9 protein-coding genes are annotated in these 12,853 nt (G+C 74.5%); 5 read left to right on the forward strand and 4 right to left on the reverse strand.

Annotated elements, in window-relative coordinates; all coding sequences use genetic code 11:
• Positions 1-104 precede the first annotated feature (104 nt).
• Positions 105-911: an NAD-dependent protein deacetylase gene (locus tag MPTA5024_RS05595; protein ID WP_036323349.1), complete on the reverse strand. Its 807-nt coding sequence runs from the start codon at positions 909-911 to the stop codon at positions 105-107.
• A 158-nt stretch (positions 912-1,069) separates the two neighbouring features.
• Here MPTA5024_RS05595 and MPTA5024_RS05600 point away from each other — a divergent pair, with 158 nt between their 5' ends.
• Positions 1,070-2,029 carry a pirin family protein gene (locus MPTA5024_RS05600; protein ID WP_036320466.1) on the forward strand — a complete coding sequence of 320 codons (960 nt, stop codon included), beginning with the start codon at positions 1,070-1,072 and terminating at the stop codon, positions 2,027-2,029.
• A gap of 52 nt (positions 2,030-2,081) precedes the next feature.
• Positions 2,082-3,059, forward strand: a complete 978-nt coding sequence (locus tag MPTA5024_RS05605; protein WP_036320469.1) for a helix-turn-helix domain-containing protein — start codon at positions 2,082-2,084, stop codon at positions 3,057-3,059.
• Between the two features lie 52 nt (positions 3,060-3,111).
• On the opposite strand, the gene MPTA5024_RS05610 is transcribed toward MPTA5024_RS05605, so the two are convergent.
• From MPTA5024_RS05610 to MPTA5024_RS05625, 3 genes are all read right to left on the reverse strand, one after another.
• Positions 3,112-6,816 (reverse strand): S8 family peptidase, encoded by a 3,705-nt coding sequence (locus MPTA5024_RS05610; RefSeq protein WP_036320472.1) that lies wholly within the window; start codon positions 6,814-6,816, stop codon positions 3,112-3,114.
• Between the two features lie 373 nt (positions 6,817-7,189).
• A complete protein-coding gene (locus tag MPTA5024_RS05620; protein WP_051457736.1) occupies positions 7,190-8,452 on the reverse strand; it encodes an RNA polymerase sigma factor in 1,263 nt (420 codons plus the stop codon).
• Entirely contained in the window at positions 8,449-8,808 is a 360-nt protein-coding gene (locus MPTA5024_RS05625) for a YciI family protein (RefSeq protein ID WP_036320478.1), read from the reverse strand. The genes MPTA5024_RS05620 and MPTA5024_RS05625 overlap by 4 nt, the downstream gene beginning before the upstream one ends.
• Before the next feature lie 145 nt (positions 8,809-8,953).
• Here MPTA5024_RS05625 and MPTA5024_RS05630 point away from each other — a divergent pair, with 145 nt between their 5' ends.
• From MPTA5024_RS05630 to MPTA5024_RS05640, 3 genes are all read left to right on the forward strand, one after another.
• Positions 8,954-10,411, forward strand: a complete 1,458-nt coding sequence (locus MPTA5024_RS05630; RefSeq protein WP_084369436.1) for an MFS transporter — start codon at positions 8,954-8,956, stop codon at positions 10,409-10,411.
• Positions 10,412-10,933: 522 nt separating this feature from the next.
• Positions 10,934-12,121: a cytochrome P450 gene (locus MPTA5024_RS05635; protein WP_036320481.1), complete on the forward strand. Its 1,188-nt coding sequence runs from the start codon at positions 10,934-10,936 to the stop codon at positions 12,119-12,121.
• A 147-nt stretch (positions 12,122-12,268) separates the two neighbouring features.
• Positions 12,269-12,853, forward strand: a 585-nt coding sequence (locus MPTA5024_RS05640; RefSeq protein ID WP_036320484.1) for a PfkB family carbohydrate kinase, incomplete at its 3' end; no start/stop codon positions are given.

Raw genomic sequence — 12,853 nt, forward strand, 5'->3', positions numbered from 1 at the left:
CACGCCGGCCGCCGGCCCGGAGCGCAAGGAGGCGGCGGCCACCCCGGCCGCCGGGGCCGGGCGCGGGGACGCGGCGGACCCGGAGAGGCGGCGCTGTGCCCCCGTCAGCCGCCGAGGCCCGACAGCAGCGCCGTGAGCGTCGCGCCGAGAGGCGCGTCGAGGGCCACCAGGGCGTGCGCGTCTCCCCGGGTCGCGCCCCGGTTGACGATCGCCACGGGGATCGCCCGCTCCGCCGCGTGCCGGACGAACCGGTACCCGGACATCACGGTCAGCGACGACCCCAGGACGAGCAGCGTGCCCGCCCGCTCGGTCAGCGCGTAGCAGGCCCGGACGCGGGACGGCGGCACGTTCTCCCCGAAGAAGATCACATCCGGCTTGAGCAGGCCGCCGCAGCCGAGGCAGTCGACGACGCGGAAGTCCCTCACCTGCTCGTCGGTGAGCACGACGTCACCGTCCGGGTTGATCTCGCCTGCCTCGGCGTCCCACCGGGGGTTGGCCGAGCGGAGGCGCTCCTCCAGCAGATACCGCGACGTGCGCTCGCCACACGACAGGCAGACGACGCGGTCGAGACCGCCGTGCAACTCGATCACCTCGCGGGCGCCGGCCGCCTGGTGCAGCCCGTCCACGTTCTGCGTGATGATCCCCGCCAGCAGGCCCCTGTCCTGCAGCTCCGCCACCGCGTGGTGACCCGCGTTGGGGGCGGCGCGGGCGATCTGCCGCCAGCCCAGGTGGCTGCGCGCCCAGTAGCGCCTTCTGGCGGACTCGCTGCGGACGAACGTCTGGTAGGTCATCGGGTCGGCCCGCCGCGCGCGGCCGGTCTCCCCCCGGTAGTCCGGGATGCCGGACTCGGTCGACAGGCCCGCCCCGCTGAGGACCACCACGTCGCCGTCGGACACGAGGTCCGCCAGCATCCCGAACGCGTCGCCGCCGGCCGCCTCCGCCGGCGGCACGCCGCCGGGCCCTCCGTACACCGCCCGAATCACCCCTCCATGGTGCCTGACGCCGCACGTGCTCCGCTTCGCACCCAGGGGGCGTTCGCACGGATTCGCCGGGCAGGTAGGTTCGAGCGGTGAGCGATCTGGACATCCGACCGCAGGTGACGAGCTGTGGTGGCCGGGCCGGCGTGGCCGCGACCCCCGTGCGGGAGCTGCTCCCGGGCCGCGAGACGCCGCTCGGGAACGACACCGTGGTGCGCCGCCTGCTGCCCACGCTGGGCCGCCGCATGGTCGGCGCGTGGTGCTTCCTCGACCACTACGGCCCCGACAACATCGCCGAGCAGCCGGGCATGCAGGTGCCGCCCCACCCGCACATGGGCCTGCAGACCGTGAGCTGGCTGCTGGACGGCGAGGTCCTGCACCGCGACAGCCTGGGCAGCGTGCAGACCCTCCGGCCGGGCCGGCTCGGGCTGATGACCGCCGGCCGGGCGATCGCGCACTCGGAGGAGTCGCCCGCCGAGCACGCGCCGATCCTGCACGGCGCGCAGCTGTGGGTCGCCCTGCCGGACGCCGCGCGCGGGGTCGCGCCGCGGTGGGAGTACCACGACGCACTCCCGGTGCTGGAGGACGGCGGCCTGCGGGCGACCGTGATCATGGGCGAGATGGCCGGCGCCGCGTCGCCGGGCACCGCGTACACGCCACTCGTCGGCGCCGACATCGCCCTGTCCGGCGACGCGCGGCTCCCGCTGGAGCCCGACTTCGAGTACGCCGTGCTCACCGCCTCCGGCGTCGCCTTCGTCGACGGGGTGGAGGTGCCGCCCGGCTCGCTGATCTACCTGGGCTGCGGCCGGACCGAGCTGGCCCTGCGGGCCGCGGTCCCGAGCCGTCTGCTGCTGCTCGGCGGCGAGCCGTTCGAGGAGCGGATCGTGATGTGGTGGAACTTCATCGGCCGCAGCGGCGAGGAGATCGCCGCGGCCAGGGAGGACTGGATGACGGGCGACCGCTTCGGCGCGGTCCACGGCTACCGCGGCGCCCGCATCCCGGCTCCGGCCCTGCCCCCCTCGCCGCTCAAGCCCCGGGGCCGGGAGCGCTGACAGTGACACAAGGTTGTCCGAAAAGCGATATTTCGGCTGTCATGATGAGATCATGCTGGAGGCGGCGGGGCTGAGCCCCGTGGAGGAGGACCTTTACCGCGTCCTGGTCTCGTCGGTGGAGGCCGGCGTCGCCGAGCTCGGCGCGCGGCTCGGCCTGCCCGCCGGGCAGGTCGAGGAGACGCTGCGCTCGATGGGCGACCGGGGGCTGACGCGGATGACCGGGCCCGGGCGCTTCGCGCCGGCCGACCCGGAGGTCGCGCTGGGCGCGGCGCTGCTCCACCGGCGGCAGTCCCTCGACTGGGCCCGCCGCGCGGTGGACCAGCTGGCGGAGCAGTACCGCGGCAACGTCCGCCGCCGCAACGCGCACGCCCTCGTCGAGCTGGTGCCCGACCGGGCCGCGATCCGCGAGCAGCTCCGCCACATCCAGGACAACGCCCGCGACGAGGTCGTCGCGTTCTGCCGGGTCGCCCCCGTCGTGATGAACGCGGAGGAGAACGACGCCGAGCTCGCCGCGCTGGGCCGCGGCGTGCCGTACCGGGTGATCTACGAACGGGCCCTGCTGGAGGAGCCCGGGATGCAGGCGAACGTGGCGTTCGGGGTGAAGCTCGGGGAGCAGGCCCGGGCCGTGCCGGTGCTGCCGGTGCGGATGATGCTGGTCGACCGGGAGGTCGGCCTGCTCACCCTGGTCCAGCAGGCCGAGGCCTCGGAGCCGACCGCGGCCCTGATCCGCGGCAGCACGCTGCTCGACGCGCTGCTCGCCCTGTTCGAGTCGTACTGGGAGCGGGCGACGCCGCTGCGGATCCTCGACGACGGCGGCCTGTCGATGGAGTCCGTCTCCTGCCCGCTCGGCTCCGACGACCTCTACCTCCTGTCCCTCCTGGTGGCGGGGGTGCCGGACAAGTCGATCGCGAGCCAGCTCGGGATCAGCCAGCGGACCGTGCAGCGCCGCGTCTCCCACCTCATGGCCGAGGCGGGCGCGCAGACCCGGATGCAGCTCGCCTGGCACGCCGCCCGCGAACGGTGGCTGTGAGGTGAGGTGTGCGGGGCCGGGAGCTTCCGGCCCCGCGCACCTCACCCGGCGCTCATCCCAGCTCGTACGCCCGGACGACGGTCTGGCGCACCTGGTCGCCCGCCGTGTCGGACGCCGTGACCCGCAGGGACGCCTGCCGCCCCGCACGGGCGCCGGCCGGGCCGGCCACCGCGGTGTACCTGCCACCGCCCGCGGACCGCACGGGCAGCCGCGTCCAGGTCGCCCCGTCGTCGTACGACAGCTCGGCCGTGAGGTCCTTCACAGTGAGGCCGGGGGCCGGGCTGCGGACGGCGAACCCGAGCGTGACCGGCGCGCCCTTCGGGACACGCCCGTACAGGTCGGCGGGGACGTCGTAGTCGACCTGCAGCAGGGGCAGCGGCTCCGGCCGGGTGGTGTGGGCGGACCTGAAGGTCCACGCCGTGTCGGTGGCGACGGCGTGCGTCCACTCCTCCGACGACCGCTTCACCGACAGCTCCAGCCGGTACTCCGCGTTCTCCGGAACGGCGGGGAACGCGCCCCGGGCCTCGTCGCGCTCCTCCACCTGTGTGCCGTCCCGGTAGAGCCGGGCCGCCGTCGTGTCGGCCTCGTCTCCCGTACGGGCGTAGCCGTAGTGGCCGGCGGAGTCGGTGAACTCCGGCACGTCGATCGTCAGCGTGTCGCCGTTCCGGGTGGGGACGAGCCCCGGCACGCCCGCCGGGACGGCCGGCCGCACGACCGGGCCGAACCAGCGCTCCCCGGCGACCTTCCCGCCGGTGTAGCTCCGCGGGGGCTCGGTCAGCCCCGGCCGGAGGCCGGACATCTCCTCCCACGAGTACAGGTGCTTGACCACGTGCTGCCACTGGGTGTCGCCTGCCGTGACGTACTCGGCGCGCTCCAGGGGCGTGCGGACCACGCGCTGGATCTCCATCTGGTCGTCGAGGGAGTAGTCCTGCCACGGGCGCCAGCCGAACCGCTGCTCCTTGGCCCAGCCGAACCCGCCGGACTCCTGGTAGGCCGTGTCGATCCGGGTCGTGTTCGCGTCGGTCACCGCGTACACGACGTGGTCGGGGACGTTGCCGCTCGACACCTGCATCACGTCGTACAGGTACTGCCGGGCCGGGGGGCCGGACAGCTCGATCACGGCGTGCCCGCCGCGCGCCTCCCGCACGAGCCGCTGCCCCACGTCGTTGGCGACGACGACGGCCGGCAGCGGGTAGCGGTCGCCGATCGGCGACCACGCCTGCCAGGCGGGGAAGTCCGGCTCGCCCACCACGATCACGGCGGCCGCGCCCGCGGCCCCGGCGGCCGCGATGCGGTCCTCCCAGTAGCCCCGGTCCGGCGGCGCCACGACGACCGCTCGGCCCCGCGCCTTGACGCGGGCCAGCTCCTCCGGCGTGCCGGAGCCCGCGTAGACGAGCGGCCAGCGGTGGGCGTCCGTCACCTCGGGCGACCGGTTGAGGGGGAGCACCGGCAGGGACTCGCCCGAGCCCGTCAGCCGCGCGGACACCTGGGGCGAGCCGAGCTGCCACCGGGAGGCGAACTCGAACGTCCCCTCGGAGACCGGCTTCGTCGGGGTGACCGCGAGCCGGTCGACCGACGGGAAGTCCATGGCGCCCTGGCCGATCCTGCGGGTCCCGGACGTCCGGTAGGTGAAGTAGGTGAACACGCCCGCCTGGACGACCGGCTTCGGCGTCGTGATGGTGACGGGGACCGCCGTGCGGGCGTCGAGCACCACGTCCATGTCGCCGGTCACCTTCAGCTCCGGCATGACGACGAGGCTGTCGACCGGATGCGGGCCGGAGCTGGGGTCGAAGATCGCCTGGGTCATGTACGTCCCCTCGGGCACCTCGACCGTCGTGCCGGCCTGCTCGTCGAGGATGTATGTGAAGACGTCGTCGAGGGACGAGGCGCCGAACATCGTGACGACGCCGACGCGTGAGGGCTTGCCGTCCCGGTCGACCGCCGTGAAGTGGACCTTGTGGACCGGCCCCCGCTTGCTCAGCCCGAGGGTGGTGTGCAGCGTGGTCGCGCCGTCGCCGGAGACCGCCGTGACGTAGCCGCCGTACCGCCCGTCGGGCAGCGCGCCGAGGTCGGCGCGCACCGCGACCTGGGCCGTGGCGCCCGGCTGCACGGTGACCTCCGGCGAGCCGAGCGTGAGCCCGCCGGCGGGCGCGGGGGCGCCGCCCTGCTCGGCGAGGGCGGCCGTGAGCGTCAGCCGGACCGGCGTCCGGCCCGCGTTGGCGTACGTCACGGTGCCGTCGACGACGGCCGGGCCTCCGGCCTCGTGCGCGCCCAGGTCGAGCACGCCGGTCGCGGTGACCTCCTGCCGTACGGCCCGGGCCACGTCGAGCCGGCCTCCGCCCTGCTCGTAGACGGTCGGCCCCTCGACGGTCTTCGCGGCGTCGACGAGGGCGTCCTTGATCCGTCCCGCCGTCCAGTCGGGATGCCGCTGCTTCACGATGGCCGCCGCCCCGGCGACGTGGGGGGTGGCCATCGACGTGCCGGACAGCGCGGTGTAGCGGTCGTCCACCGGGCTGCCGAGCGACGTCCCCGCGGCGCGGGCGGCGACGATGTCCACCCCGGGCGCGGTGATGTCGGGCTTGAGCCCGCCGTCGAGCCGGGGGCCGCGGCTGGAGAACGAGGCGAGCCGGTCCTCCCGGTCCACGGCGCCGACGGTCAGCGCGGCGGTCGCGGTCCCCGGGGAGCCCACGGTGTAGTCGGCGTCGCCGTCGTTGCCCGCCGCGACGACGAACAGGGTGCCCGTCTGCTCGGTGAGCGTGTCGACGGCCACGCTGAGCGGGTCGGTGCCGTCCGTCGGCCCCCCGCCGAGGCTCATGTTGACCACGGCGGCCCCGGAGGACGCGGCCCACTCCATGCCCTCGATGACCTGCGACTCCGTGCCGTACCCCTCGTCGCTCAGCACCTTGCCGACGAGCAGCCGCGCGCCGGGCGCCACGCCCCTGAGTCTGCCGCCGGAGGCGGTCCCGAGCCCGGCGATGATGGAGGCGACGTGCGTGCCGTGCCCGAAGCCGTCCTGCACCGACGGGTCGGCGGTGAAGTTGCGGGTGCCCGCGATCTTCGCGGCCAGGTCGGGATGGCCGAGGTCGACGCCGGTGTCCAGCACGGCCACCTCGACGCCGGTGCCGTCGAACCCGGCCTTCCACGCCTCCGGCGCGCCGACCTGCGGCACGCTGTGGTCCAGCGAGGCCCGGACCCTGCCGTCGAGCCAGATCTTCCGCACGCCCTGCCGCAGGGAGCCCCCGGCCGTCCGCGCGGAGGGCTCCACGCTCTGCCAGAAGTCCGCCAGCCTGCTCTTGTCGGCCGCCACCGCCTCGCCGTGGACGCTGCCGAGCTCCGTCCCGTCTCCCAGGCCGGGCAGCGCCGACGTCCGCGCCCCCTGGTCGCGGACCAGCACGAGCGGCAGCGTCTTCGACCGCTCGTCGTCGTAACCCTGGTCGATCAGCTCGCCGACCTCGAACAGGCGCGGGTCGAGCACGTGATCGGCCACGTACGGCACCATGTCGGCGGGCGTGATCCGCAGGACGCCGTCGACCTCCTGGTAGTAGAAACGGGTGCCCTCCCTCCCCGCGCCCGGCCTCACCTCGGCCGTGTGCCGGCCGCCGGGAAGCTGCTCGACCGTCACCACGTCGCCGGTGATCAGTGTGACGTGGTGCACCGCGTCGGGGGGAGGCGCCGCCGCGGCGGCGGAGGACTGGGCCGGTGAGGCGAACACCGGCAGTGCGGCCGTGGCCGCCAACAGAAGCGCGCGCCAGCGCATGGGTAGGAGCCCTTTCGTGATCAGAATTGCCGATCACGAGAGTGAGGCCGGCGAACCCGCCACCGCCATGCCCCAGACCTGCCGAAACCACGACATGTCGCCAAAACGACAGGGCGGTCGGGTCATTCGGGGAGGGGGGACGCGAGGCGCTGTTGTTCCTCTTCGACGATCTGGCGGGCGATGGCGTGCTCGGAGACGTCGATCGCGTCGGGGGTCGACTCGGCGACGTCGCCGGGCGTAGGCGTCGAACAGGCCGGTCTTACGGCGGAGGATGGCGAGCTGGCGCTCGTCGACGCTTCTGAAGCGTTCCGGAGCCCCGGCATCCATGCGCCCGGGTACGCCGTGGATGCGTACCTCGTGAGACCCCGCACGCTCAGCTTCCTGCCCCGGCCTCCGGCGGGTGGCCGGCGCGGGCGGCGCGGAGGCGGAGATAGCGCTGCTCAGGGAGGTTGAGCGTGCGCCGCGCGGCCAGTTCGTAGTGCGCGCGCGCCGCCTCGTGGTCGCCCGCGAGGTCGAGCAGGTGAGCCCGTACGGCGTGCAGGCGATGATGGTCGGCGAGCGCGGGATCCGCCTCGGCGGCGGCCAGATGCCGGAGCCCGGCCCGTGGCCCGTACACCATGGCGACGGCGACGACGCGGTTCAGCGTCACCATCGGCCCCGGCGCGACGGCGTCGAGCAGGTCGTACAGCGTGAGGATCTGTGGCCAGTCGGTGTCCTCGGCCCGAGGAGCCTCGTCGTGCACCGCCGCGATGGCGGCCTGCAGCTGGTAAGGCCCCACCGGGCCGCGGGCCAGGGTACGGCTGATCAGCGCGACGCCCTCGGCGACTGCGGCGGCGTCCCACCGGCTCCGGTCCTGGTCGGCGAGCGGGACCAGCGCGCCGTCCGGGCCGACCCGCGCGGGACGGCGGGCGTCGGTGAGCAGCATGAGCGCCAGCAGCCCCGCCACCTCGCCGTCCCGGGCCAGCAGGGCGTGGAGCTGCCGGGTGAGGCGGACGGCCTCGGCGGTGAGCTCGACGCGGTGCAGCGCCGAGCCCGAGCTGGCCGTGTACCCCTCGTTGAAGATGAGGTACAGCACTTCGGTGACCGCCGCCATCCGGGTGGAGCGCTCGTCCGGCGGAGGCATCCGGAACGTCGCGCCGCTTGCCCGGATCGTCTGCTTGGCGCGGCTGATCCGCTGCGCCGCGGTCGCGGGAGGCACCAGGAGGGCGCGGGCGATCTCGGCGGTGCTCAGCCCGCCGACGGCCCGCAGCGTCAGCGCCACCTGGGACGCCGGGGTGAGCGACGGATGGCAGCACAACATGAGCAGGGTCAGCGTGTCGTCGGAGGCGGGCGCGGGCTCGGGCTCCGGCGGGGCCAGCAGGGCGGCGGTCTCCTCGCGGCGGCGCCGTGCCGTTTCGTTGCGCCACAACTCGGTCCACCGGCGCGCGGCGACCTTGACCAGCCAGCCCGGCGGGTTGGCCGGCACCCCCTCGGCGGGCCACTGGACGGCCGCCGCCAGCAGCGCCTCCTGGACGGCGTCCTCGCACGTGCCGAAGTCGCCGTACCGCCGCACGAGCACGCCGAGCACCGCAGGCGCCAGGGTTCGCAGCAGTTCCTCGACCCGGGCCGGCTCGCAGGTCTGACGGGCGCTGCTCACACGTCGAGGACGGCGTGCAGGTCCATGACCGGGCGGACCTCGATCTCGCCGTAAGGGGCCAGGCGCGCCGCGTGGGCGAGCGCGCGGTCCATGCTGTCGCAGTCGACCAGATAGAAGCCCGCCAGATGCTCCTTGACCTCGGCGAACGGCCCGTCGCCCGCGACCGTGCGGCCGTCGCGCACCATGACGTGCCTGGTCATCGACGGGTCGGCCAGCGCCTCGGTGACGATCAGCTCGCCGGACGCGGCCAGGTCGCCGGTGAGGGCCATGTGACGGCGGCCGACCTCCACCTTCTGGGCCTCGGTCAGCGCGTCCCAGGCGGCGGGGTTGCTGTGGATGAGGATCACGTACTTCATCGGCGCCTCTCGTCGTCCGGGGCGGATCGCCCCCACCACCATGTCGAAACCGGCGCCCCGGTTTCTACACCCCTTCGCGAGAACCTCGCCTAACCCGGGCTCCTCGCCAGGAACTCACCACCGGACCCGAGAAGGGACGCCTTTCATGACCGCGGAGACTTCGAAGACCCCGGAAAGCCCGAAGACCACGCAGAGATCGGACGCCGGGCCGCCGCTCGCCGCGCCGGATCGCCGGCGGTGGCGGGCACTGGCCGTGCTGGGCCTCGTCCAGTTCATGCTCGTCCTCGACCTGACGATCGTGAACGTCGCCCTGCCGCGCATCCAGCACGACCTCGGCTTCTCCGGACCGGGCCTGGCCTGGGTGGTCAACGGGTACGCGCTCATGGCGGGCGGCCTGCTGCTGCTCGGCGGGCGGCTGGCCGACATCTACGGCAGGCGGCGGCTGTTCCAGGCCGGGGTGGCGGTCTTCGCCCTCGCATCGGCCGTGTCGGGGGCGGCGGCCGGCGCGGGGATGCTGGTGACGGGACGCTTCGCGCAGGGCGTCGGGGAGGCGCTGGCCGCGCCCGCCGCCCTCGGCCTGATCGCCCTGCTCTTCACCGAACCCGGCGAACGGGCGAAGGCCCTCGGCATCTGGGGCGGGCTCACCGGCCTCGGCGGGATCGCGGGGACGATCATCTCCGGGGTGCTGACCGACCTGGCATCCTGGCGCTGGATCTTCTTCATCAACCTGCCTGTCGCGTTGGTCGTCCTGGCCCTCGTGCCGCGCCTGGTGACCGAGAGCCGGACGGCCCGCGACCACCGCCGCCTCGACCTCACCGGGGCGGTCACCGCCACGACCGGCCTGGTGGCGATCGTGTCGGGCCTGCAGCAGGCCGCCACCCACCCGTGGGGCTCGTGGCAGGTGCTGGCGCCGCTGCTCGGCGGGCTCGCCCTGCTCGCGGCCACGGTCCTGGTCGAGGCGCGCTCGGTCGCGCCGCTGATCCCGCCCCGGTTCTTCGCCGACCGCACCCGGGTGACGGCCAACATCCTCAGCCTGCTCAACACGGCCGCGTTCTTCACGTTCGTCTTCCTGCTCACCTTGTACGAGCAGCAGGTGCTGGGGTACTCGCCGCTGCGGGGCGGCCTGTCGTATGTGCCGTTCGGGCTGGCCATCGGCGCGGGCATCGCCTTCGGCAGCGCCCTGCTGCCGCGCGCCGGGGTGCGTGCGCTTCTGGTCACCAGCTTCGCCGGCCTCGCCGCAGGACTCCTCATGACCCTCCGCCTCGACGCGGACGGCTCGTATGTGGGCGGGGTCCTGCCCTGCATGCTCGTGGTCGGCCTGTTCACCGGGGTGACGTTCCCGGCGCTTCTGGACGCCGCGCTGCACGGCGTCACCGGCGAGGACTCCAGCGTGGCCTCGGCGGTGCAGAACACCATGCAACAGGTGGGCGGCGCGATCGGCCTCGCCTGCCTGGCCACCCTGGCCTTCCGCCACACCGGACCCACCCCGTCCGGCACGACTGCCGTCGACGGCTACCATTCGGCCTTCCAGGTGGCCGCCGCCGTCCTCGTCGTGGGCGCCATCGCAGCCCTGACGCTCTCCCCCCGAAAGCGAACGCCGTAAGGGCGGCGTGCGCCTGGGCGGCCGTCCGCGCCCCGATCCCCGGCACGAGGTTCAGGTCGTACGGCGTGGCGTCCAGGACGGTGAGGACGGTGGCGTACCCGGCCGCCTCCAGGCCGCCGAGCCGCACCCGGCCCTCGGGTGACGTCCTTGAGCCGGGCGACCGGGATGGCGGCCAGGTCGGCCCGGGCCAGCCGGGTCCGCAGTGTGGACAGGGCGGCCCGCACCTCGCCGCGCGCGCTCTCGTCGTCCGCGAGCAGGGCCCGGGCGGCGGCGAGGAGGCGGCCGGCCTCGTCCAGAATCGCCCTGGCCTGCCCGATGGACGGGACGCCGCCCGCCGACTCCACCCCGCCCACCCCGCGCCCTCCACGCCCGATCGCCGGGATTCACCGGCGCCGCACGGAGGGACGGCTGTCAAACGCGACGGGCGATCACTCTTTCCTCATGATCAACCGCGATTTACGATGCTGCGGGTTGTTCACCCTATTTCTGGTGTTTTGCGGCGTAGCAGCGGTCAGGAGAACCATGCGACAGCAGACGCAGACCGGTCCGGACGGGACGATCAGTCTCGAGGAGCTCCCGATGTCCAGGGACCGCACCCGGCCGTACGCCATGCTCAGAGAGGCCGGGCCGGTCGTGCGGCTGAGGAACGGCGGCTACGTCGTCACGAGCCGGGAGGCCGCCGACCACGTGCTGCGCCACCCCGAGCTCTTCTCCTCGGAGCGGGCGTTCGCGACCCTCGGCAGCCCCGTCCCGCTGCTGCCGATCGCCTCCGACCCGCCGGCCCACACCCGCTATCGCCGGCTGCTGCAGCCGTTCTTCACCCCGCGCGCGGCGGCGCGGCTGGAGCGGTCGTCGCATGAGCAGGTCAACGGCCTCATCGACCGCATCGAGGGCCGGGACTCCTGCGAGGTCGTGGCCGAGCTGGCCCGGCCGTTCCCCGCCCAGGTGTTCCTGACCCTGTTCGGCCTGCCCGAGGAGGACCGCGACCGCCTTCTGGTGTGGAAGGACGCCATCGTCGGCGCCGCCGACCTGTCCGGAGCGGCCGCGCCGCCGCCCGAGGTGCAGGAGTCGGCCGCCCAGCTCTTCGCGTACACGGCCGCGCACGTGGCCGCCTGCCGGAACGGCACGGGCGGCGGCCTGCTCGCCGACCTGTTCGGGGCCGAGTCGGACGAGCCCCTCACCGACACCGAGGCGCTCGGGATGTGCTTCCTGTTCATCATCGCGGGCATCGACAGCGTGACCTCGGCGCTCAGCCTGATGTTCGCCAAGCTCGCCGCCCGGCCCGACCTCCAGGCGCGGATCGCCGCCGACGAGTCGTTCATCCCCCTCGTGGTGGACGAGATGCTCCGCGTCGACCCCGCCAACTGCGTCCTCCCCCGGGTCGCGACCCGGGACGTCGAGCTGTACGGCCACCTGATCCCGGCGGGCGCGAGCGTGGGGGTCGCCCTGGGCGCGGCCAACCGGGACCCGGCCGACCTCCGCGACCCGGACGCGTTCGACCCTGACCGCGCCTACAACCACCTCACCTTCGGCGGCGGGCCGCACCGCTGCGTCGGGGTCCACCTGGCGCGGACGGAGTTCGCCGTGGTCCTGCGGGAGTGGCACCGCCGCATCCCGTCGTACGGACTGGCGCCGGGCTACGAGCCCGAGGTGGCCTGGCCGGCCGGCGTCATCGGCCTGGAGCGGGTCCCGCTCGTGTTCCCCGGCTGACGGCGCCCCCGGCGGGCGGCTCGCAGAGGCCTCCCCGGGCCGGACGGCCGGCGCCACAGCGGCGGCGGTGCGCAGGGTGTACGAAGGCACCCGCGTGCGGCGCCGCGACCGGGGTGTGCGATCGTCGCACCGGCGAGGGGAGGATCTGTGACGTTCCTGGTGGTGGGCGAGAGCATCGCCGATCTGATCGGCGCGCCCGGCTCGTGGCGGTTCCGGGCCGTGCCGGGCGGCAGCCCGCTCAACGTCGCCGTCGCGCTGGCCGCGCTGGGGCGGCCCGTCCGGTTCGCGAGCGAGGTGGGCGACGACCTGTTCGGCGGCCTCCTCCGCGACCACCTCGCCCGGCACGGCGTCGGCGCGGCGGAGCTCGCCGCCGCCCCCGCGACCAGCCTCGCCTTCGCCCGGGTGGGCGGGGACGGCTCGGCGTCCTACGACTTCCGGTTCGACTGGCGCTTCCCGCAGACCCCCGGGCTCGCCGGGGTCGCCTGCCTGCACACCGGTTCACTGGCCGCGCTGACCGGGCCCGGCGCGCCGCGCGTCCGGTCCCTGATGCGGGCCGCCGCCTCGGCGGGGGTCACCGTGTCGTACGACCCGAACATCCGGCCGTCGCTGCTCGGGGAGCGGGACGCGGCGTGGGCGGCCGTGGAGGAGTGCGTGCGGCTCGCCCGCTTCGTCAAGGTCAGCGCCGAGGACCTGGCCTGGCTCTACCCGGGCGAGCCTGACCTCGCCGCCGCG

The sequence above is a fragment of the Microbispora sp. ATCC PTA-5024 genome (assembly GCF_000511135.2).
GTDB classification, from domain to species: domain Bacteria; phylum Actinomycetota; class Actinomycetes; order Streptosporangiales; family Streptosporangiaceae; genus Microbispora; species Microbispora corallina.